Source organism: Pseudomonas sp. P105 (genome assembly GCF_032614175.1).
Taxonomy (GTDB): Bacteria; Pseudomonadota; Gammaproteobacteria; order Pseudomonadales; family Pseudomonadaceae; genus Aquipseudomonas; species Aquipseudomonas rhizophila.
Window position 1 is genome coordinate 1,637,739 of the sequence record NZ_CP126693.1, and the last position, 23,623, is coordinate 1,661,361.

Consider the following 23,623-nt stretch of genomic DNA (forward strand, 5'->3'; position numbering starts at 1 on the left):
CATGTGGCCAGGGGAGGCCGCTGTGGGAACAAGGCTTGCTCGCGATGGAGACGATGCGGTCTTTCTGATACCGAGGCGCCTGTTTCGCGAGCAAGCCTTGCTCCCACAGCGGTGCGCCGTTCCTCAAAATCTCCTGGCCACAGGAGCGGTGTTCGGCTCTCCTCTGTATACAAAACCCTGCACCTTTAGCATGCACCCGCGCCCTGTTCGTGGGCGCGTGCCTGCTCCTGCCCGGCTTTAGTCCCCGCCACACACCGCAGTTTGTCTCATATTCCCCACCTCTGGCACGCATTCTGCGTAGCAACCCGTATACAAACCATGCCGGCTCCCGTGCGCAGTATGGTGAGCAGGTTGATACGGGGGCACGGCGGTCCTCAAAAGGAGCCTCGCAATGTCCGAGCAACTGCCCAACGGCTACAGCCCTCGTCTCTATAACGAAGACCTGGGTCCGCTGCCGCAGAAATGGAACTGGTACAACATTTTCGCGTTTTGGATGAGTGATGTGCACAGTGTCGGCGGTTATGTGTTCGCTGCAAGCCTGTTCGCGTTGGGGCTGGCGAGTTGGCAGGTGTTGATTGCGTTGCTCTGCGGCATCTGCATCGTGCAGTTGATCGCCAACCTGGTTGCCAAGCCGAGCCAGCAAGCGGCGGTGCCGTATCCGGTGATCTGTCGCCTGGCGTTTGGGGTATTCGGGGCGAATATTCCTGCGGTGATCCGCGGCTTGATCGCTGTGGCGTGGTACGGCATTCAGACGTACCTGGCTTCCAGCGCGCTGATCATTGTGGTGCTGCGGTTTTTTCCTTCCATGGAAGTCTATGCCACGCCGCAATTTGCCGGATTGTCCTACTTGGGCTGGTTCGGTTTCCTCAGCTTGTGGTTCGTCCAGGCGCTGGTGTTCTGGGCCGGTATGGAGTCGATCCGTCGCTTTATCGACTGGGCCGGACCGGTGGTGTACGCCGTGATGTTCCTGTTGGCGGGTTGGATCGTATGGAAAGCCGGCTGGAGCAACATCAATTTCACTCTGGCGGAGAAGTCCTTGTCCGGCTGGCAAGCGTTCGGTCAGGTGATCGTCGCGACGGCGTTGGTGGTGTCGTACTTCTCCGGCCCGACCCTCAATTTTGGTGATTTCAGTCGCTACTGCCGGAGCATGTCGGACGTGCGCCGTGGCAATTTCTGGGGGCTGCCGGTGAATTTCCTGGCATTCTCCCTGGTGACCGTGGTGATTGTTTCCGGGACGTTGCCGGTGTTCGGCGAAATGCTCCATGACCCGATCGCCACCGTGGCGCGTATTGACAACGACGTGGCGGTGTTGCTGGGCGCCTTTGCCTTTGTGACTGCCACCATCGGCATCAATATTGTCGCCAATTTTGTTTCCCCGGCGTTCGACTTCGCCAACGTCGCCCCCAGCAAGATCAGCTGGCGTGCCGGCGGCATGATTGCTGCGATTGCATCGATATTCATCACGCCGTGGAACCTGTTCAACAACCCCGAAGTGATCCACTACACCCTGGACGTGCTGGCAGCCTTCATCGGTCCGCTGTTCGGAATCTTGCTGGTGGATTACTACCTGATCAAAAAGCAGCAGATCGACGTCGACGCGCTGTTCAATGACGGGCCCAGCGGGCGCTATTACTACAGCGGCGGCATCAACTGGACGGCGGTCAAGGCGCTGGTGCCGGCGACGTTGATGGGCGTGGCGATTACCTTCACGCCGATGTTGCAACCGATGGCCAATTTCGCCTGGTTCACCGGTTGCTTCCTGGGCGGGGTGTTGTATTTCGCCTTGGCACGGCGTGACTCAACCGTGCACCTGAGCCCATCGCTCGGCCAGGCCTGATTAACGCAGGGCGGTCTGGGCGCAAGGGCTCACCGTACCCCGGCTGGCGGGCCGCAGTAACAGCCCGCCGGCCAGCAGCAGGCCACTGCCGGCAATGATCAGCGCCGGTTGCAAGCCACCGCTGAAGTGGCTGCTCAACGCCGCCAGCAATGGCCCGCTGAGCTGGCCCAAGGCAAAGCAGGCGGTCAACAGGCCCGCGTTGCGCTGGGTGGCGTGGGGTGCCAGTTCCCGGGAACGCAGCATTACCAGTTGCATGCAGGCCAGGAATGGTGCTCCACACAGGATTACGCCCAGCGCCAGCCCCGGCCCGCTGCCCAGCAGGCAGGCGAATACTCCGGCGGCTTGCAGCCAGAGTGTACCGATCAGCCAGCGACCGGTGGTGTTCGGGTTGGGACGACGCAAGCTGACCAGCAACACGCCAGTGGCGGCGGCCAGACCGAAGCAGGGCCAGAACAGGTCTGCTTGCCATTGCCCGTGGAACTGCGCCGAGGCCATCTGCGACAGGAAGGTGGCGGGAATGATGTAGCCCAAGCCGTACAGGGCATACACCACGCCAAGTCGAGCGATGCCACGGTTCGGCGAGGCGCTGACGGGCGCTGTAGCGGTCGCGGCTGCGGCGGGTTGCGGCAGAATGGGCAGAATCACCAGCAGCATCGCCAATGCCACGCCGGCATACACCAGCCACAGGGTCGCGGAGGTCTGGCCGAGCAGGTTCGAGCCCAAGGCGAGCAAGCCGGTCAGAAAAATCCCCAACCCTGGGCCGGCAAACACCAGGGCGCCGAGCCGTGGCCGTCCCGCCGCCGCAGCCAAGGGTTGGCTCAGGGCGGTGATCATCACCAACACCCAGGCGCTTGCCACTCCGGTACCAAAGCGCAGTGCCAAGTGTGGCCAGAAGCCCCAGGCCCAGAACGAAGCCAGGGTCAGCAGCATGCACAGCCACAGGCCCCCGATCAAACGCCGGCGCACCTGTTCCGGACGGCGGGCGAACATGGCGTCCAGCGCGCCGAGGAAGTAACCCAGGTAGTTGGCAGCGGCAATCAGACCGGCGGCGGTCAAGTCGATCTGACCTTCGCCGATTAAATGAGGTAACTGCGGTGTTAAGGCGAAGCGGCCAATGCCCATGGCCATCATCAGGGCGATGAAACTGCCGAGCAGGCGAATCAGAGGTGACATGGCGGGTCTCCAGCGTTGAGGCGAATGACCGTCAGGCTAGGACTGATTGACTTTCATTAAAAATGAATAATAGTGAGTAACTTGTTCATTTTTGGAGAATGTCGTGGAGTTCAGCCAATTGCGGATTTTCCAGGCCGTGGCCGAGGAAGGCTCCATTACCCGCGCCGCCGAGCGGCTGCATAGGGTGCCGTCGAACCTCTCGACCCGGCTCAAGCAGCTTGAGGAGCAACTGGGCGTAGATCTTTTCCTGCGCGAGCGTCAGCGTTTGCAGCTATCGCCAGCGGGAAAAGTCCTGTTGGACTATGCGATCAAGCTTTTTGCTCTGCACGACGAAGCCCATGCTGCCGTGCAGGGCGGGCAACCGGCCGGGGATTTTGTGTTGGGTACGATGTACAGCACGGCGGCGATTCATTTGCCGGACCTGCTGGCCGGTTATCACCGCACGTACCCGGCGGTGAACTTGCAGGTGCAGTCGGCGCCCAGCGGTGAATTGCTCGAAGGCTTGCTCACCGGGCGCCTTGACGCGGCGCTGGTGGACGGCCCGCTGGAGCTGGCGGGGTTGGACGGGGTGCCGTTGTGCGACGAGCGGCTGGTGCTGATCACCGAGGCCGATCACCCGCCAGTGCGCAGTGCGCTGGATGTCCAGGGCCGCTCGGTATTCACCTTTCGCCAGGGCTGTTCCTACCGCATGCGTCTGGAAGCCTGGTTTGCCCATGACCATGCGGCCATGGGCCGGGCGATGGAGATTGAGTCTTATCAGGGGATGCTGGCCTGTGTGATTGCCGGCTCCGGGGTGGCGCTGATGTCCGAGTCGATGCTCGCCAGCCTGCCGGGCCGCGAGCGTGTGAGGATGCATCCGTTGGCCGAGCCGTTTGCCAGTGCCACGACTTGGCTGATGTGGCGCAAAGGGATGGTGGGGGCCAATCTCACCGCCTGGATTGAACTGCAGCAACAGGCCTGGCCGCGGGCGCCGCTGATGGTGGAACGATCAGCTTGAGCGCCTAGCGTTGGATTTTGATGGATTCAGTAACAGATCATTGCAATGTGTGACGAGCATTGCGTAGGACTTCGGACTATTATCAGTGCGAAGGGGCCACAGAATTTTGCCGCTCGTACCACCCTGAAGGGGGCACCACGATGAAAGAGAAAATCCAGAACTGGCTTCATGACTTGGGTGTCGCGCTCGGCCTGATCGAGCCGCCCATGCAACCGATCCCTATCCGCACCGATGACGAGCAGCGCCGCCGCCAGCCGCGCCGTCGGTAAAAACACCGCGAATATCGGAGAGATCGCAGTCTCAGGCTGTTTCAGTTGAAACAGCCTGAGACTGCGATCTTTTTTTGTTTTGTAGCTAAACCTGTGGCGAGGGAGCTTGCTCCCGCTGGGCTGCGCAGCAGCCCCAAAACAGGGCGCTCAACTTATCTGGCACACCCGAGGTGTCTGGCTTTGGGCGCGCTTCGCGCACCAGCGGGAGCAAGCTCCCTCGCCACGGGGACAGTGTTTGGGCTGGCTGCTTCGGTAAAAAAGCAAAAAAAAAAGGTGTGGCAATCGACGCCACACCCTCGAAGAAAAACTGCTTTCAGACCGCCTTGGCCATCATTTTCGACCGTGGTGACAATAGACTCACCACCACGAAACTCACCAGCGCCACGCTCAGGCTGTAGTAGATCGGCGTATTGGCGTCCAGGCCGTCCTTGATCATGAAGAACAGCGCGGTCAGAAAGCCCAGCGACATGCTGGTGATCGCACCGGCCGTGGTTGCGCGTTTCCAGTAGATGGCGCCGATCAGCGGAATCAGCATGCCGCCCACCAACAGGTTGTAGGCCAGGGTCAGGGCACTGATCACATCGCTCACCACCAGGGCGATGCCCAACACCACCATGCCCAGCAGCAGGGTCGCGATGCGGTTTTCATGAACGTCGCCATTGCCGCTTTCACGACCCTGGCGCAGACGCGGCAGCAGGTCCTGGACCACAGTGGTGGAGGCTGCCAGCAGGCCGGCCGCGGCGGTGGACATCAAGGCCGCGAGGGCGGCGGCGATCACCAACCCGCGAATGCCGTTGGGCAGGCTGGTCTGGACGACGCTGGCAAAGGCGTTGTTGACGTTTTCCAGGTCCGGCAGCAATACCTTGGCGGCCATGCCGATCAAGGCCCCGGCCAGGCCATACAGCACGCAGTACAGGCCTGCGGCGGTACCGGCCACTTTCGCCACGCCTTCGCTACGGGCGGTGAACACCCGCTGCCAGATGTCCTGGCCAATGAAGATGCCGAAGAAGTAGATCAGGAAGTAGGTGAGGATGGTGTCCCAGCCAATCGCGGTGAAATCGAAGTAGCTGGCCGGCAAGGCCGCCACCATCGCGTCCCAGCCGCCCGCATCGCTGATGGACATCGGCATCAGCAGGAACACCAGGCCGACGGTCATGATCAAGAATTGCACGATGTCGGTGAGGGTCAGTGACCACATGCCGCCGATGGTGGAATACAGTACGACGACGCCGCCGCCCACCAGGATCGACACCCAGAACGGCAGGCCGAACAACACCTGCATCACCGTGCCGATGGCGATGGTCGAGGTGGCGCCGATCATCAACGCATAGACCAGCATGATCAGTGCACTGGCGTGGCGTGCGGCGGGGTTGTAGCGGCGCTCCAGCACTTGGGTCACGGTGTAGATCTTGAGTTTGAGCAACGGTTTGGCGAGGAACAGACTCAGGCCGACGATGCCCAGGCCGATGGCGCCGCACAGCCAGAAACCGGAAATCCCATGGACGTAGCCCAGCCGCACGGTGCCGATGGTGGAGGCGCCGCCCAGAACGGTGGCGGCCATGGTACCCAGGTAAAAGCCCGGGCCGAGGTTGCGCCCGGCGACCAGGTAGTCGTCACGAGTCTTGGCACGGCGCATGCCGTACCAACCCAGGGCAATCATGCCGGTGGCATAGATGAGAACGACGATTAAATCCAAAGCCATGATGGCGTGTCTCCGATTGTCTTTTTTATAGTGAAGTCGGTTGGTACCGTGCCCAGGCACTGCAACCTCTGTGTGAACGCGCTTTTGTGGCGAGGGAGCAAGCTCCCTCGCCACGGGTATTTCGTTTGCTCAGGTCAGGCGGTCTGTCTGAGGGAGGGTTTCTCGATTGGCACCGAAGAACCCTTGCTACGCGGATCATCCGGCCCATACACCGCCGCCGGCTCCGGAAACAACCCAAGCAGCACCAGGTAAATCACCGAGGCCAGGCCCAGGGTCACCGGCAGGCCGATGTCGATGCCACCGGCCAGTTCGCCCAGCGGTCCGACGAACTGCCCAGGCAGGTTGACGAAGCACAGCCCCACCAGCGCGCTGGGAATCCAGGCCCCCAGGCCGCGCCAGTTCCAGCCGTGGCTGAACCAGTAGCGCCCGCCGGTTTCGCCACGGGTGAACACTTGCAGATCATCCGGGCAGTAGAAGCCGCGGCGCACCAGCAGGCCGATGATCATGATCACCATCCATGGCGTGGTGCAGGTGATGATCAGCACGGCGAAGGTCGATACGCTCTGCACCAGGTTCGCGGCGAAGCGCCCGATGAAGATGAAGGCAATCGACAGCACGCCGATCAGCAGCGTGGCCTTGACCCGCGACAGAACTCGTGGGAACACGCTGGACATGTCCAGCCCGGTGCCATACAGCGACGTGGTACCGGTGGACATGCCGCCGATCACCGCGATCAGGCACACCGGCAGGAAGAACCAGCCCGGCGAAACCGCCAGCAGGCCGCCCACATAGTTATTGGCTGCGATGTAGTCCGGTGCCTTGATCGCCACGATGGTGGCCGTGGCGAGGCCGAACAGGAACGGGATCAGCGTCGCCAGTTGAGCGGCGATCACCGCCAGCATGATGCGTCGCTTGGGCGTGTTGCGCGGGATGTAACGCGACCAGTCACCGAGGAACGCGCCGAAGGAAATCGGGTTGCTCATGGCGACCAGTGCCGCGCCGATGAACGCCGCCCAGAAGCCCGGCTGGCCGAGGCCGACGGTGCCGGCGAACTGGCTGTCGAAGGTCGGCGCGAAGGCGACGATGCCCAGTAGGAACAGCAGGCTGGCGGCCCACACGGCGATGCGGTTGACCCACAACATGAAGCGAAAGCCGTAGATGCACACCGTCAATACCAGCAAGGCGAACAGGCCGTAGGCCAGGCCCAGGCTCAAGTCGGTTTCCGGTACGCCGATCAAGCGCTTGGCGCCACCGATCAACGCATCTCCCGAACTCCACACCGACAGGGAGAAGAACGCGATGGCCGTCAGCAGCGACAGGAACGAGCCGACGATCCGCCCGTGTACGCCGAAATGCGCCCCGGAGGACACCGCGTTGTTGGTGCCGTTGAGCGGGCCGAACAGGCCCATGGGCGCGAGGATGATCGAACCGAGCACCACCCCCAGCACAATCGCCCAGACCCCGGCCTGGAACGAGAGGCCGAACAGCACCGGGAAACTGCCGAGCACGGCGGTGGCGAAGGTGTTGGCGCCGCCGAAGATCAGTCGAAACAGATCCGTCGGGCCAGCGGTTCGCTCATGGTCCGGGATCTGTTCGACCCCGTTGGTTTCGATTTGCGTAAGGCTTTTGTCATTATTGTTATGCATGATCTGCTCCGATCATAAAGGCGCGCCCATCGTGTGCGAGCGTCGTCTGTTTGGCTAAGGGGGTGGCAGCCCTTCCGGCATAGCGGACAAATGTTCATGGCAGGCCAGCCATAGGCCCTGTTGTTCTTGTGTGCGTCCTTCCTGCTTGCGGAACAGAATGGTTTCGCGCTCCTGGCTAAAGTGTCGCTCCCCTTGCATGCGCAACTCGGTGGCCACGTCATGGATGAAAATCGCCACGTCCCCTTGCAGGCTGACGAAGGCGTTGCTCGAGGTACACGACAGCACCTCGAAGCCATCCTCGGACCGCCAGCGGTCCCACAACGCCTGGTAGGCATCGCGAGACAGCAGAGGCTGTTCGAGGGTGTAGAACACGAAACTCGCGTCGGGTGTGAAGGCGCCGAAGTAGGCGTCACGGTCATTGCGGGCGAAGGCCGACACCAGTTCAGCGGCGGCCTTGAGCACTTGAGCCTGATCGTTCATGACCGCGCCTCAGCGATGGACCACACCGGGCAGTACGCAGAGCATCTCGTACAGCAGGTTGGCGCCCAGCAGCGAGGTGTTACCGGTGGTGTCGTAGGGCGGCGAGACTTCTACCAGATCGCAACCGACCAGGTCCAGGCCCTGGCAGCCACGCACGATTTCGATGGCCTGGATGGTGGTCAGGCCACCGATTTCCGGGGTGCCGGTGCCAGGGGCCCAGGCCGGGTCGATGCCGTCGATATCGAAGCTCAGGTACACCGGGCCGCCGCCGACCTTCTCGCGGACTTCGGCCATCAGTGGGGCGAGGGATTTGTGCCAGCACTCTTCGGCCTGGACTACGCGGAAACCCTGGTTGCGGCTCCAGTTGAAGTCATCGGCGGTGTAGCCCTGGGCCCGCAGGCCGATCTGCACCACGCGGTCGCAATCGAGCAGGCCTTCTTCCACGGCGCGGCGAAAGGTGGTGCCGTGGGCGATTTTCTCACCGAACATGTGATCGTTCACATCGGCATGGGCGTCGATGTGCACCAGGCCGACCTTGCCGTGTTTCTTGTGGATCGCCCGCAGGATCGGCAGGGTGATGGTGTGATCGCCGCCCAGGGTCAGGGGAATGACGTTGTGTTCCAGAATCTTGTGGTACGACTCTTCGATGATCCGCACGGCGTCCAGCAGATTGAAGGTATTGATCGGCACATCACCGATATCGGCCACCGACAGCGAGTCGAACGGCGCGGCACCGGTGGCCATGTTGTAGGGACGGATCATTACCGATTCAGCGCGGATCTCGCGGGGCCCGAAACGGGTGCCGGCGCGCAGGGAGGTGCCGATGTCCAGCGGCACGCCGACGAAAGCAGCGTCCAGGCCGGCAGCGGTTTGTAAATGGGGGAGTCGCATCATGGTGGCGATGCCGCCGAAGCGCGGCATTTCGTTGCCGCCCAGTGGTTGGTGAAGAATCTTGTCCACGGGTAGGGCCTCATCGTTGTTTTATTTATCAGGGGTCGATTCTGCGAAAAGCCTGGGAGTGGAAGAATCGCTGGGGGCAAATACTTAGTTCAGATTTTTCTAAACTAATGCGGGATGGGGCGATAGACTCCGCTTCAGCGCAGTCTTGGGAGACATGATGTCCCCTGTGGCGAGGGAGCTTGCTCCCGCTGGGTTGCGAAGCAGCCCCAAAATCATTCACCTCGGCGCATCAGTTAAATCGCGTCGACAGGTTTTGCGACGGCTGCGCCGTCGAGCGGGAGCAAGCTCCCTCGCCACAAGGGCACGGCAAGTTCTATGCATCGTGTAATCTGGAGTTCTCCATGGCCAACGCTCTACCCGACCTGAAACTGTTGCGCATTTTCGTCAGCGTCGTGCGGCACCAGGGATTCGCCAATGCCCAGCACGAGCTCAACCTTTCCACGTCGGCCATCAGCACCTACATGAGCCAGCTCGAATCGGCCCTGGGCCTGGTGTTGTGTCATCGTGGGCGGGGTGGGTTCAGCCTGACCAGCAAGGGCGAGTTGTTCCACCAGGAGACCCTGCGTCTTTTGGGCGAGCTTGAAGGGTTCGAGCAATACGCCGCCGCGCTGAAGGGTGAGTTGCGCGGCACGCTGAACCTGGGGGTGATCGATTCCACCGTCAGCGACAAAGCCCTGCCGTTCGCCGAAGCCATCGGCGCCTACAGCCAGGAGCATCCGGCAGTCCACCTGCACCTGTCGGTCATGAGCCCGTACGAACTGCAACTGGGCGTGCAGGACAACCGCCTGGACCTGGCCATCGGCGCGTTTTCCACGCGCATGAGCGGCCTGGTCTACATGCCGCTGTACCGTGAGCAGCACTGGTTGTATTGCAGCAACCGTCACCCGCTGTTCAACGAGCGGCGTATCCCTGAGCAACTCATCACCCAGCAACGCATGGTCGGGCGCGGTTACTGGAGCCAGGCCGAACTGGCCCGCCACGGTTTCAAGCACAGCGCGGCGACGGTGGAGAGCATGGAGGCGCAGTTGATCCTGGTATTGTCCGGTGCCTACGTCGGCTATCTGCCCGAACACTATGCCCAGGCCTGGGTGGACAAGGGCGATTTGCGCGTGTTGTTGCCGGCCACTTTTGGTTATCAGGCACCGTTTTCGATGATCGTACGCCGTGGCCGCAGCCGTGAGCCGCTGATCCAGACTTTTCGCGATCTGCTCAAGGCGCAGCTCAACCAGGCCTGAGGTGCCGTCATGTCCAGAATTCATTGTCCGCGCTGCCACAGGCCGCAAAGCCATTGTTTGTGCCCGCTGATCCCCAGCCTCGACAGCCGCACTCGGGTGCTGTTGTTGCAGCATCCCAGCGAGGTGAACCATGCCCTGAACACCGCGCGGCTGGCGGCGTTGGGGCTCAATAATGCCGAGTTGATCGTGGGCGAGGTGTTCGAGGATTTGCCTGGGCTGCTCAATCAACCGGGTTATCAGGCGCGGCTTTTGTTTCCCGGCGAAGAGGCGCAGCCCATGCATGCTTATGCTCTGTCTGAGGATCCGCTGCTACTGGTCGTCCCGGACGGCACCTGGCGCAAGGCGCGCAAGTTGCTGCACCTCAACCCTCTGTTGGCGGCGCTGCCGAGGGTGACACTGGCCGCGGGCAGTGTGTCTCGATACCGCTTGCGCAAGGCGCCAGGGCCAGGGGCGTTGTCGACGGTGGAGGCGGTTGTCCAGGCGCTGCAAACCCTTGAGACACCGGCCCGTTTTGAGCCGTTGCTGAGGCCGTTCGAAGCGTTGATCGAGGGGCAGATTGCTGCGATGGGGGAGGAGGTTTTTCGGCGTAATCATGCGCAGGAATAAGTAGTGACTGTGCTGGCCTCATCGCGAGCAGGCTCGCTCCCACAGTTGATCTCCAGTGCATGCAAAAAATCTGCTAACACCACAGATCCAATGTGGGAGCGAGCTTGCTCGCGATAGCGGTAGCACAATCAACCAAAGTCTCAGCTCAAGGCCTACCGCTCACGCATCGCCTCAGTCCGCGCCTTCAACACCGGCTTGAGCAGGTAATCCAGGACACTTTTCTCCCCGGTAATGATGTCCACCGTCGCCACCATCCCAGGAATGATCAACAACGGTTTGGCATCGCCGCCCAAGTGATTTTTATCTGTGCGCACCTGGATCAGGTAGAAGCTGTTGCCCTTGTCATCGGTGATGGTGTCGGCGCCGATCAGTTCGAGCCTGGCGCTCATCCCGCCGTAGATCGTGTAGTCATAGGCACTGAACTTGACCATGGCTTTCTGGCCCGGATGCAGGAAGGCCACGTTCTGGGGGCGGACCTTGGCTTCGATCAGCAGGTTGTCTTCCAGCGGCACGATTTCTGCCATGTCGCTGCCCGGCTGCACTACGCCGCCGATGGTGTTGACCTTTAGCTGCTTGATCACCCCATGTACCGGCGAGACTACGGTGGTGCGGGTCACGCGGTCGTCGATGGCAATGCTCGAAGCGGTGATTTTTGACAACTCCGTGCGTTTCTCATTGAGTTCCTTGGCCGCTTCGGAGCGGAAGGACTGTTCTGATTCGTCGATCTTGCTCTTGATCTCGTTGATCGCCGATTCGGCCCGAGGAATCGCCAGGGTGGTGGCGTTGAGCGAACCACGGATTTCCACCGCGCTGCGTTTGAGCCGCAGGATTTCCACCGGCGACACCGCCCCGGTGCGCACCAGTGGTGCCGACATGTTCATCTCTTCTTGCAGCAAGGCCAGGCTGGAACTGAACTGGCCCTGCTTGGAGCGAAACTCCGCCAGCTCCTGGGTTTTCTGGCGCAGTTGTTCGGTCAGCGTCCGCTGTTCGCTGGCCAGGCGTCGCTGCCGTTGTTCATACAGCGAGCGTTCGTCCTCGGCCACTTGCGGGGCCTTGCTGATGACTTCAGCGGACAGTTCGAAAGGCCTGCCCTCGGCTTCGGCCGACAAGCGTTCGACCTGGGCGGTCAGAGCATAACGGTCGGCCTCGCTTTCGCCCTTGTTCGACAGAAACCGTGTGTCGTCCAGGCGTAGCAGGGTGTCGCCCTTGTTCACCATCTGCCCTTCGCGCACGAAAATCTCGGTGACGATGCCGCCCTCCAGGTTCTGGATTACCTGAATCTTGCTCGAAGGAATGGCCTTGCCTTCACCGGTGGTGACTTCCTGCAAGACTGCCAGTTTGGCCCACACCAACGCGGTGATGATCAGTCCGGCCGCCAGCCACACCGTGACCCGCGAGCGACGGGGCGAATCCTGCAGCGCGGCACCGGCGGTTTCCGGCATGAACTCGCTTTCGGCGCTTTTGCTGAAACTGCCGAAGTAGCTTCGGGCCGCTGAATCGGGTGTTTGAGCAGACATGGGGATACCCGTCAGTTAAAAGAGCTAAGGTCGGTGCGGCTTTTGTGGTGAGGGGACTGTGTGGGCTGTTACACCGCCGCAGACCCCACCCGTCCTTTACGCAGTGCATCGATCACCGCTTCCTTCGGCCCATCGGCCACAATCCGGCCGTTGTCCAGCACCACCAGCCGATCCACCAGGCTGAGCATCGACGTGCGGTGGGTCACCAGCAGCACCGTTTTGCCCTGCACATGGGTATGGAGCTTTTGCCGCAACACGTCTTCGCTGCTGTTGTCCATGGCGCTGGTGGGTTCGTCCAGCAGCAGGATCGGCGGGTCGAGCAATAGGGCTCGGGCCAGTAGCACGGCCTGGCGTTGCCCACCGGAGAGCAACTGCCCGCGTTCGCCTACCGGGCGGTCAAAGCCCTGGGGATGCTGGCGGGCCAGTTCGGTGACGCCGGTCAGTTCCGCCACTTCCAGCATGCGTGCATCGCTGATGTAGCGGGCGCCGAGGGTGAGGTTGTCCCGCAGGCTGCCGGCCAGCAGCGGCAGGTCATGGGCGACATAGCCGATCTGCTGGCGCAGGTCCGCCACGTCCAGTTGCCGAAGGTCGAGCCCATCGAGCAGCAACTGGCCTTCCTGGGGCTCATAAAATCCCATCACCAGGCGCGCCAGGGTGCTCTTGCCCGAGCCACTGCGACCGATGATCCCGACCCGTTCGCCGGGCTTGAGGCTGAAACTCACATTCGCCAGCGCCGGGGCGTTCTGGCCGTTGTAATGGAAGGTCACGCCGCTGACGTCCAGCGCGCCCTGCAATTGGGTGCGATCCAGCGGCCGTTGTTTGGCATCGCGCTCCTGGGGCAGCGCCATCAGCGCATCGGTGCTGCGCATGGTCAGCTGTGCCTGCTGGTAGCGGGTGATCAGCCCGGCGATCTGCCCCAGCGGCGCCAGCACCCGGCTGCCGAGCATGTAGGTCGCCACCAGCGCGCCGACGCTGAGGTTACCGGCGATGATGCTGTAGACCCCGGCGACGATGGTCGCCATGCCGGCCAGTTGTTGCAAAAACAGCGTGCCGTTGGTGGCCAGCGCCGAGAGGCTGCGGGCGTGGCTGTCCAGGCGGGTGAGGGCGCCGTGGGTGCTTTCCCATTGATGCTGGCGCTCGCTTTCGGCGCTGCAAGCCTTGAGGGTTTCCAGGCCGCCGAGGGTTTCAATCAGCAATGCCTGGCGCTGGGCGCCCAGGGCTAGGCTTTTCTGCACGGTGTCGCGCAGGCGTGCCTGGATGATCATGGCGAAAATAATGGTGAGCGGAAAAGCCACCACCGGAATCACCACCAGCCAGCCACCCAGCAACCCGATCACCACCAGCATCAGCACGGCGAAGGGCAGGTCGATCAGGCTGGTGAGGGTGACAGCGGTCAGGAATTCGCGCAGACCCTGGAAGTCATGGATGCTTTGGGCGAACCCGCCGATGGTCACCGGTTTGGCCTTCATCGCCATGCCGGTGATGCGTTCGAACAGGGTCGCGGAGAGGATCACGTCGGTTTTCTTGCCGGCGGTGTCCAGCAGATGGGCGCGCACCACGCGCAAAACCAGTTCGAAACCCGTGCCGATTAACAGCCCCACGGCCAGCACCCACAACGTCGATGTGGCTTGGTTCGGCACCACGCGGTCGTAGGTCTGCATGACGAACAGCGGCACCATCAGCCCCAGCAGGTTGATCAGCAAACTTGCCAGGATCGCGTCGCTGTACAGCCAGCGTGACAGTTTCAAGGTGTCACGAAACCAGGCCTCGACCCGTGGAACCAAGGGCGCGCGCAGGTCTTCGAGTTCATGGCGCGGCCGGGCGAACAAAGCCTGGCCGCTGTAGACGGCGCTCAGTTCGTCGCGGCTGACCCACTGCTCGCCGCCATCGGCTTCGCTGGGCAGGATCAGCGCCTGGCCGTCCTCACTCCAGCGCCGCAACACGGCGCAACGACCACCGGCCAGAATCAGCATCACCGGCAGGTTGAGTGGCGAAATATCGGCCAGCTCTCGGCGCAGCAAGCGCGCCTGCAAATTGGCCCGGGCCGCTGCGCGCGGCAGCAGGTCCAGGCTCAGGCGTTGGTGCGCCATTGGAAGCCCGGCGCCAAGGCTGGCGCGGCTGACTGTCGCGCCATGGAGTTTGCAGAGGATCAACAGACCGTCCAGCAAGGGATCATCGACATTCAGCCGCGGATCGGTGCTGGGGGTTGCGGGTTCCATGCTGGTCACATTGATCGCTCCCATTTTTTTGGGGGGCTACTTCAGTTCTGGCAGCCGCGCTTCGTTTTTGACTTCTGTTTGAGCGACCGCGTCGGCCGGCAGCACCACCCGCTGTTTGCTCAACAGCTGGCCCATGTTCGCCAATACCCGATACATCGAGTATTCCTCGGTGTAGCGCACTTCGGTGTAGCGACGGTTGGCGTTGTACAGCTCGTTTTCGCTGTCGAGCACATCGAGCAGGGTCCGTTGGCCGAGACCGAACTGATCCTGATAGGCGGCGCGTACACGGGAAGTGGTTTCGGCATATTCCCGGGCGGTGGGGGTCTGCTTGCGGGCGTTGAGCATCGCGTTCCAGGCCAGGCGGGTGTCTTCGTTGAGCTGGCGCAGGGCGTTGTTGCGGATGTCCATGGCCTGGTTGATCTGGTGGGCATTGGACGCCAACCGCGCCTTGTCGCTGCCGCCGCGGAACAGGTTGTAGTTCATCACCACGCCGACCCGCCAGTTGTTGTCGTGGCCTTCTTCGCCGCCGAGGTTGTTATTGGCGCCCACCGCCGCCTCGGCGTCGAACCGCGGATAGAACGGCGACTTGGCCACTTCATACTGGCTTTCGGCGGACTGCACGTCGGCCTGGGCCGATTTCAGGTACGGGTTGTTGTCCACCATGCTTTGCTGGGCTTCGCGCAGGTCAGCGGGCATCTCGCCTTTGGTCGAGGGCGGTGTTTCCAGCTCATCGGGCATGCGTCCGACCACGCTGTAGAAGTTAGCCTCTGCGTCGGCCAGGTCGACCTGGGCGGTGTCGTAGTTGTTTTCCGCCAGGGCCCGGCGAGCATTGGACTGATCGGAGTCGGCGGTGCTGCCCACGCCACGCTCGGTGCGCAGGCCGATCTGGTCGTTGACGCGCAGGTGAGCCTGCAGGTTGTTCTTGGCCAGGGTCACCAGCTCGCGACGCTTGAGCACTTCCAAGTAAACCTCGATGGTGCGCAGCGCCAGGTCCTGGGCGGTGCCTTGGGCGTAGTAGGCGCGGGAATTGACCACGCCTTTGGTGCGTTCCACTTCATTGGCAGTGTTGAACCCGTCAAACAGCATCTGCCGCAGGCGCAGCTCCGACTGGGTGTAAGTCAGGATATTGGTGTGGTGATTGCCCAGCGCCCGGGTGTTGGTGTTGTCGCTGTAGCCGCGCCCGTAGCCGGCATTCAAGTCCACCGATGGGAAGAACCCCCCTCTGGCGACCTTGACGTCTTCATTGGCCGACAGACGGCTATCGACCCGTTGCGCCAGTTCCGGGTGAGTAGCAATGGTGCTCTGGATCGCTTCGGTCAACGACATGGCCTGCGCTGAAGAAGAGCAGGCCATGGCCAGCAAAACCGCGCTGCAGAGGGGGGAAAGAACGCGCATGGGGTGCATCTCCTAAGGTCTGTTGTGCTTCGCTGTCGCCAAAATATTGACGTATTTAAGATCAAAACCGTTTCAAGCTTGTAACAACACAGCTAAGAACATCCTGCGCAAAACCTAAGAAGAATTTCTCATAAGACTTATGCCAAAAAAAACTTATGTGCTTGGAAAAAAGCGGCACATTGTTCAAAGCGAAAGCCTTTGAATCTGCGGGTCCTGACGGATTTTGGGCGTCAATAAAGTTCCATAATCATTTTGAAGCGATGTGAAGAGGTGCCGAAAAGGACGACTTGAAAGGCGATTTTAAGTGACGGTTTTTTGTCATTGTGGCGAATAGCTAGCGCCTTTTACGTCCCCGAAAGCTGGCAGATTTTCCAGATTCCCTGGCTGCCAACCCGAGCACCAATTCTTCACCCAGACAGGTGCCGACTGCGGTTGGCAACGGAGGAATGCACATGGCAGCGCTCATCGGTACCGTCAGCAAGGTGGTAGGACAGGTTTTCGCAGAAGCCGTCGGCGGTCTGCGGCGACCTCTGGTTGAAGGTGATCGGCTCTATGCCGGCGAGCACCTGATCACCGGGGCCGAAGGGGCGGTGGCTGTGCAGTTGCAAAACGGCAAGGAGTTGACCCTGGGCCGCGGAAGTGACCTGACGCTGAGCCCGCAATTGCTCGCCAACCAGGCCTCTGCTAGCGATACGCCTGAGGCCACCACACCCAGTGATGCGCAACTGACCGATGTGCAAAAACTGCAACAAGCCATCGCCGCCGGCGCTGACCCGACCCAGACCGGCGAGGCGACGGCTGCAGGCGCCGAGGGCGGTAATCCGGGGGGCGTGGGTGGCGGGCACAGTTTTGTGTTGCTGGAGGAGGTCGGCGGGGAGGTCGATCCGCAGATCGGTTTTCCCACCGCCGGGTTCAACGGGATACCCGAGTTTCCAGACCTGCGTCTGGCCGGTGATCCGGATGACGGCGGCGACGATGCAATCGTGCCACCGGTAGACCCTGAAACCCCGGACAACCCGGTTACCCTTGATGGCTTGACCGTGGATGGCGGTGAATTGACCGCCAATGAGGCGAACCTGTCTGACGGTTCCGCCAGCAATCCCGGCGCGCTGGTGCAAAGCGGCAGTTTCACCATTTCCGCGCCCGATGGGCTGAGCAGCCTGAGTATCGGTGGAATCGCCGTGATCACCGGTGGCGTGCCCGCAGGTTTTCCCCAATCCATCACCTCGGCGCTGGGCAACACGTTGACCATCACCGGTTACAACCCCGCGACCGGTGTGGTCAGCTACAGCTATACCCTGACGGACAATGAAAGCCATCCCGCCGGGGGCGGGGCCAACAACATCAGCGAGCAGTTCCCCGTCGTGGCCGTCGACAGCGATGGCGACACCGCCACGGGGACCCTGGACGTCAACATCACCGACGACGTACCCCAGGCGATTGACGACAGCCACGCCAGCACCGCATCGGAAAGTCTTGTCACGCTCACCGGCAACGTCTTGCCCAACGATCATCAAGGCGCCGACCGCATCCCCACCGGTCCTGACAGCGGGCCGATCATTGGCGGCACGTTCACCGGCACCTACGGCACCCTGGTGCTGAACCCCAACGGCACGTACACCTACACCCTCAACACCAGCGACCCGCAATTCGTGGCGTTGCACGGCGGCGGAAGTGGCACAGAAACCTTCACCTACACCCTGACCGACTCCGATGGCGATACGAGCACCGCCAACCTGGTGCTACAGGTACACAACAACGACGACCCGGTGATCATCGAAGGCCTGGACACCGAAGGCGGTGAGCTGAACCTTCAGGAGAAAAACCTCAGCGACGGCTCCAGCCCGGACGCTCCAGCGCTGACCCAAAGCGGCACCTTCACCATCACCGCGCTGGACGGTGTACAGACCCTGAGCGTGGGCGGCATCAATGTCGTCACGGGCGGTGTTGCAGCCGGTTTCCCACAATCCATCACCACGGCATTGGGTAACACACTGACCATTACCGGCTTCAACGCCGCCACGGGCGTGGTGAGTTACAGCTACACCTTGCTGGACAACGAAGCCCACGCAAATGCCAACGGCGCCAACAGCCTTAGCGAGCAATTTGCCGTCGTGGTCACCGACGACAACGGCACCACGGCCACCGGCAACCTGGATGTGAATATCGTTGATGATGTGCCTCAAGCCGTGGACGACAGCAACGCCGGCACCGCCTCGGAAACCAACCTGACCCTGACGGGCAGCGTGCTGACCAATGACACCGAAGGCGCGGATCGTGTGGCGTCCGGCCCGGTCACGCCCGGTACCTTCACCGGCACTTACGGCACGCTGGTTCTCAATGCTGACGGTTCCTACACCTACACGCTCAACACCGCCGACGCCGACTTCAAAGGCCTGCACGGCGGCGGCAGCGGTAGCGAAACCTTCACCTACACCCTGACCGACGCCGATGGCGACACCAGCACCGCCAACCTGGTGTTGCAGGTACACAACAACGACGACCCGGTGATCATCGAAGGCCTGGACACCGAAGGCGGTGAGCTGAACCTTCAGGAGAAAAACCTCAGCGACGGCACCAGCCCGGACGCTCCAGCGCTGACCCAAAGCGGCACCTTCACCATCACCGCGCTGGACGGTGTACAGACCCTGAGCGTGGGCGGCATCAATGTCGTCACGGGTGGTGTTGCAGCCGGTTTCCCACAATCCATCACCACGGCATTGGGTAACACACTGACCATTACCGGCTTCAACGCCGCCACGGGCGTGGTGAGTTACAGCTACACCTTGCTGGACAACGAAGCCCACGCAAATGCCAACGGCGCCAACAGCCTTAGCGAGCAATTTGCCGTCGTGGTCACCGACGACAACGGCACCACGGCCACCGGCAACCTGGACGTGAATATCGTTGATGATTTGCCTCAAGCCGTGGACGACAGCAACGCCGGCACCGCCTCGGAAACCAACCTGACCCTGACGGGCAGCGTGCTGACCAATGACACCGAAGGCGCGGATCGTGTGGCGTCCGGCCCGGTCACGCCCGGTACTTTCACTGGCACTTACGGCACGCTGGTCCTCAATGCTGACGGTTCCTACACCTACACGCTCAACACCGCCGACGCCGACTTCAAAGGCCTGCACGGCGGCGGTAGCGGTAGCGAAACCTTCACCTACACCCTGACCGACGCCGATGGCGACACCAGCACCGCCAACCTGGTGTTGCAGGTACACAACAACGACGACCCGGTGATCATCGAAGGCCTGGACACCGAAGGCGGTGAGCTGAACCTTCAGGAGAAAAACCTCAGCGACGGCACCAGCCCGGACGCTCCAGCGCTGACCCAAAGCGGCACCTTCACCATCACCGCGCTGGACGGTGTACAGACCCTGAGCGTGGGCGGCATCAATGTCGTCACGGGCGGTGTTGCGGCCGGTTTCCCACAGTCCATCACCACGGCCTTGGGCAACACGCTGACCATCACCGGCTTCAACGCCGCCACGGGCGTGGTGAGTTACAGCTACACCTTGCTGGACAATGAAGCTCACGCAAACGCCAACGGCGCCAACAGCCTCAGCGAGCAATTTGCCGTCGTGGTCACCGACGACAACGGCACCACGGCCACTGGCAATCTGGACGTGAATATCGTTGATGATTTGCCCACCGCCCATGCTGATTCCGCCTCGGTGGACGAAGGCGGGACGGTCAGCGGCAACGTTCTGAACAACGATGTGGGCGGTGCCGACGGACCCGCCGCAAGCGGCGCGGTGATCGGTGTGCGTGCTGGCAGCGACACCTCAACCTCGGCGGTTGGCGGCCTCAATACCCAGATCAACGGCACCTATGGCTATCTCACGCTGGACGCCAATGGCAACGCCGTTTACCACAGCAACCCGAACACCGTCAGTGCACCGGGCGCCACCGACGTATTCACCTACACCGTGCGCGATGCCGACGGCGATGAAAGCACCACCACCATCACCATCGATGTCTACCACAGCTGCCTCGTTGCCGAAACCGATCAGGACATTACCGTCTACGAAAAAGCCCTGGACCTGAACCAGGACGGCCAGGACCTGGCACCCGGCACTGTCACCGGCAGCGCGCCGAACGCTACCACTGAAACGGCCAGCGGTAGCCTGGTCGGCTCGGTCACAGGTGCAATCGGCGCCGTCACCTTCGCCCTGGTAGGCAACGCCACCGGTGCCTATGGCCAACTGCTGCTCAACCCGGACGGTTCCTACACCTACACCCTGACCTCGCCAGCCACCACCGCACCTTCGGCCAACGATGGTCCGAATGTCCTGAGTGAAAGCTTTACCTATCAAGCCACCGATTCGCTGGGCAATACCGTCACCAGCACCATCGTTATCAACATCGTTGACGACGTACCCAACGCCCATGCCGATTTGGCTTCGGTAGTGGAGGGCGGCACGGTCAATGGCAATGTGCTGGACAACGACGTGCTCGGCGCCGACGGTGGCGCAGTGATCGGCGTACGTGCCGGCAACGACACCTCAAACCCTGCAACAGGTGGCCTCAACACCCAGATCAACGGCACCTACGGCTATCTCACGCTGGACGCCAATGGCAACGCCGTTTACCACAGCAACCCGAACACCGTCAGTGCACCCGGTGCCACCGACGTATTCACCTACACCGTGCGCGATGCCGACGGCGATGAAAGCACCACCACCATCACCATCGATGTCTACAACAGCTGCCTCGTCGCTGAAACCGATCAGGACATTACCGTCTACGAAAAAGCCCTGGACCTGAACCAGGACGGCCAGGACCTGGCCCCCGGTACCGTCACCGGCAGCGCGCCGAGCGCCACCAGCGAAACCGCCAGCGGTAGCCTGGTCGGTTCGGTGACTGGTGCCAGTGGTGCGCTGACGTTCAGTCTGGTGGGCAACGCCACCGGCGCTTACGGCCAGTTGTTGCTCAACCCCGATGGCTCTTACACCTACACGCTGACTTCGCCCGCCACGACGGCGCCCAACGCCAACGACGGCCCAAATGTATTGAGCGAAAGCTTCACCTACCAAGCCACGGACGCCTTGGGCAACAGTGTCACCGGCAACCTGGTGGTGAGCATCGTCGACGACGTGCCCACGGCCGTCGCGTCCGAGCGTTCGGTGACGGCGGTGGAGATCGACTCGAACCTGTTGATTGTGCTCGATGTGTCCGGGAGCATGGCCGACCCCTCGGGTGTACCGGGGCTCTCGCGGCTGGACCTGGCGAAACAGGCCATCAGTGCCTTGCTCGATAAATACGACGATCTGGGGGATGTGAAAGTCCAGCTCGTGACCTTCAGCAGCAGCGCCACCGACCAGACTTCCGTGTGGGTGGACGTGGCGACCGCCAAGTCGCTCCTCTCCGGCCTGTCAGCGGGCGGTGGGACCAACTACGATGCGGCGGTAGCGGCGGCCAAGACCGCGTTTGTCACCTCGGGGCAACTGACCGGCGCACAGAACATTGGCTATTTCTTCTCCGACGGCAAGCCCACGACGGGCCAGGGGATCGATGCGGCGGACGAAGCGGCGTGGAAAGCATTCCTCGACGCCAACGGCATCAAGAACTACGCCATCGGTCTGGGCGGTGGGGTCAGTGACACTCACCTTGACCCGCTGGCCTACGACGGCAGTACCCACACCAACACCGACGCGGTGCTGGTCACCGACCTGAACCAGCTCAACTCGGTGCTCTCCGGCACCGTGCAGGGTGTGCCCGTCACTGGCGGCCTGCTGGGCGAGGGCGGCTCGTTCGGCGCCGACGGCGGGTTTGTCAAAAGCCTGGTGGTCGATGGCACCACCTACAGCTACGATCCGGCCGCCAACGCCGGACAGGGTGCGCTGACCGCCAGCGGCGGGGCCAACCATGGCACCTTCAACACGGCCAACAACACGCTGAGTATCGCCACCGACCACGACGGCACGCTGGTGGTGAATCTCGACACCGGCGAGTACAGCTACACCTCCCAGACCGCCACCAGCACATTGATCACCGAGACCATCGGCTTCACTGTCAGCGACCACGACGGCGACCTGGCCAGTTCCAGCCTGGTGGTCAAGGTTCTCCCCAACAGCCCGCCCGTGGCAGTCGACGACAACATCATCACCAACGTCCTGTCGGGCAACATCGTGATCCCGGGAGAAATGCTGCTGGGCAACGACAGCGACGCCAACGGCGACCCGCTCACGGCGTCGCCCACCGGCTTCAACACCGGCTGGGTTGCCAGGGGCGCAGACTTCACCGGCAGTACCGGCACGGTCAGCTTCACCGGTAACAACGTGCAGTCGATCAACCTCAACCGCGGCGCTTTTGTCGCCAATGCCGCGACCATGACCGCGGTGCTGGTGGTCAGCGGCGCACTGGGGATGGTGTCCAACCACAACACCAACGATGAAGACCGGCTCAACATCAGCCTCAAGCAGGGGGAAACCCTCACCCTGGACCACAACCTGGCGGCCGGACGGATCGCCCTGGAGTACTCCCTCAACGGCGGGCCTTTCATCGCGATCACCGACGGTGCCTCGTTCACCGCGGCGGCGGATGGCAACTACCAGATCCACGTCACCAACATCGCCAATGGCAGTGGTGGCAACCCCAACGGCGCGGAAAACTACCAACTGACCTTGACCGTCAACTACGCCGGCGCCCAGGACAGCACGCCGGATTACCACGGCAGCTACACCGCCAGCGACAATCACGGTGGCAGCGACAGCGCAGCGGTCGGCATCAGCTATCAGGCAGGCCACACCCTGACGGGCACGACAGGGGACGACGTGCTGATCGCCGGCGAGGGGGACAACATCCTCAACGCGGGCGACGGCAACGACATACTCAGCGCCGGTTCGGGCAACAACGCCTTGCACGGCGAGGCGGGCAACGACTTGCTCTACAGCGGCGCCGGCAACGACCTGCTCGACGGTGGCACCGGCAACGACACCGCCAGCTACGCCCACGCCAGTGCCGGGGTTACGGTGAACCTGGGTCTGTTAGCCGCCCAAAACACCGTGGGCGCCGGCATCGACACCCTGGCGGGCATCGAAAACCTGGTCGGCTCGAACTTCAACGACACCCTCACCGGCGATAGTGCCAGCAACCGCATCAACGGCGGCCTGGGCGACGACGTGCTCAATGGCGGTGGTGGCGATGACGTGTTGATCGGAGGCCTGGGCAACAACACCCTGACCGGAGGCAGCGGCGCTGATACCTTCCAATGGCAGGTGGGCAACAGCGGCCATGACCTGGTCACGGACTTCACCCCTGGCCTCGACAAACTCGACCTGTCGCAACTGTTGCTGGGGGAAAACGGCAGCAGCGCGTCCCTGGACGACTACCTGCACTTCAGCGTCACCGGCAGTGGTGCGTCGGTCATGACCAGCATCGACGTCAGCTCCACGGCCGGCGCCGCGCCGAACCAGACCATCGACCTGGCCGGCGTCAACCTCGCCAGCTACTACGGCGTCACACCGGGCGTGGACGGCATGATCGCCGGCGCGGATACAGCGACCATCATCAACGGAATGTTGAATGATCACTCGTTGAAGGTGGACACCGTGTGAGGTGAACTGAAACGACAAA

The 23,623-nt window shown here is 62.2% G+C and carries 14 protein-coding genes; 6 read left to right on the forward strand and 8 right to left on the reverse strand.

Features of this window, described 5'->3' with window-relative positions:
- Positions 1-391 precede the first annotated feature (391 nt).
- On the forward strand, positions 392-1,837 hold the full coding sequence (locus QOM08_RS07465) for an NCS1 family nucleobase:cation symporter-1 (protein ID WP_076385898.1): 1,446 nt from the start codon (positions 392-394) through the stop codon (positions 1,835-1,837).
- On the opposite strand, the gene QOM08_RS07470 is transcribed toward QOM08_RS07465, so the two are convergent.
- The gene (locus QOM08_RS07470; RefSeq protein ID WP_188252117.1) at positions 1,838-3,010 is read right to left on the reverse strand and encodes an MFS transporter; all 1,173 of its coding nucleotides are present in this window, start codon (positions 3,008-3,010) and stop codon (positions 1,838-1,840) included.
- A 103-nt stretch (positions 3,011-3,113) separates the two neighbouring features.
- Between QOM08_RS07470 and ptrR the strand changes: the two genes are divergently transcribed.
- Positions 3,114-4,007, forward strand: a complete 894-nt coding sequence (gene ptrR / locus QOM08_RS07475; RefSeq protein ID WP_316912759.1) for a putrescine utilization regulator PtrR — start codon at positions 3,114-3,116, stop codon at positions 4,005-4,007.
- A 140-nt stretch (positions 4,008-4,147) separates the two neighbouring features.
- Positions 4,148-4,276 carry a PA1414 family protein gene (locus QOM08_RS07480; RefSeq protein ID WP_256222727.1) on the forward strand — a complete coding sequence of 43 codons (129 nt, stop codon included), beginning with the start codon at positions 4,148-4,150 and terminating at the stop codon, positions 4,274-4,276.
- 313 nt (positions 4,277-4,589) lie between these two features.
- Here QOM08_RS07480 and QOM08_RS07485 read toward each other — a convergent pair whose 3' ends face one another.
- The 4 genes from QOM08_RS07485 to speB form a co-directional block, all read right to left on the reverse strand.
- Positions 4,590-5,978, reverse strand: coding sequence for a sodium:solute symporter (locus tag QOM08_RS07485; RefSeq protein WP_316912760.1), 1,389 nt, complete (start codon positions 5,976-5,978; stop codon positions 4,590-4,592).
- Between the two features lie 134 nt (positions 5,979-6,112).
- Positions 6,113-7,627, reverse strand: coding sequence for a cytosine permease (locus QOM08_RS07490; RefSeq protein ID WP_316913218.1), 1,515 nt, complete (start codon positions 7,625-7,627; stop codon positions 6,113-6,115).
- Positions 7,628-7,678: 51 nt separating this feature from the next.
- On the reverse strand, positions 7,679-8,104 hold the full coding sequence (locus tag QOM08_RS07495) for a YybH family protein (RefSeq protein ID WP_076385888.1): 426 nt from the start codon (positions 8,102-8,104) through the stop codon (positions 7,679-7,681).
- 9 nt (positions 8,105-8,113) lie between these two features.
- On the reverse strand, positions 8,114-9,064 hold the full coding sequence (speB, locus tag QOM08_RS07500) for an agmatinase (protein ID WP_003198979.1): 951 nt from the start codon (positions 9,062-9,064) through the stop codon (positions 8,114-8,116).
- 341 nt (positions 9,065-9,405) lie between these two features.
- On the opposite strand from speB, the gene QOM08_RS07505 reads away from it, so the two are divergent.
- Together QOM08_RS07505 and QOM08_RS07510 are read left to right on the forward strand one after the other, a co-directional pair.
- Positions 9,406-10,299 carry a LysR family transcriptional regulator gene (locus QOM08_RS07505; RefSeq protein ID WP_047227898.1) on the forward strand — a complete coding sequence of 298 codons (894 nt, stop codon included), beginning with the start codon at positions 9,406-9,408 and terminating at the stop codon, positions 10,297-10,299.
- Between the two features lie 9 nt (positions 10,300-10,308).
- Complete coding sequence (locus QOM08_RS07510) at positions 10,309-10,905, forward strand: tRNA-uridine aminocarboxypropyltransferase (protein WP_310663045.1); 597 nt, start codon at positions 10,309-10,311, stop codon at positions 10,903-10,905.
- Between the two features lie 152 nt (positions 10,906-11,057).
- On the opposite strand, the gene QOM08_RS07515 is transcribed toward QOM08_RS07510, so the two are convergent.
- The 3 genes from QOM08_RS07515 to QOM08_RS07525 all read right to left on the reverse strand — a co-directional run bounded on the left by QOM08_RS07515 (position 11,058) and on the right by QOM08_RS07525 (position 16,036).
- The gene (locus QOM08_RS07515; RefSeq protein WP_316912761.1) at positions 11,058-12,422 is read right to left on the reverse strand and encodes an HlyD family type I secretion periplasmic adaptor subunit; all 1,365 of its coding nucleotides are present in this window, start codon (positions 12,420-12,422) and stop codon (positions 11,058-11,060) included.
- Positions 12,423-12,490: 68 nt separating this feature from the next.
- The gene (locus QOM08_RS07520; RefSeq protein WP_188252119.1) at positions 12,491-14,650 is read right to left on the reverse strand and encodes a type I secretion system permease/ATPase; all 2,160 of its coding nucleotides are present in this window, start codon (positions 14,648-14,650) and stop codon (positions 12,491-12,493) included.
- 27 nt (positions 14,651-14,677) lie between these two features.
- The gene (locus QOM08_RS07525) at positions 14,678-16,036 is read right to left on the reverse strand and encodes a TolC family outer membrane protein (protein ID WP_047227895.1); all 1,359 of its coding nucleotides are present in this window, start codon (positions 16,034-16,036) and stop codon (positions 14,678-14,680) included.
- Between the two features lie 452 nt (positions 16,037-16,488).
- Here QOM08_RS07525 and QOM08_RS07530 point away from each other — a divergent pair, with 452 nt between their 5' ends.
- On the forward strand, positions 16,489-23,604 hold the full coding sequence (locus tag QOM08_RS07530; RefSeq protein ID WP_316912762.1) for a retention module-containing protein: 7,116 nt from the start codon (positions 16,489-16,491) through the stop codon (positions 23,602-23,604).
- Positions 23,605-23,623 lie beyond the last annotated feature (19 nt).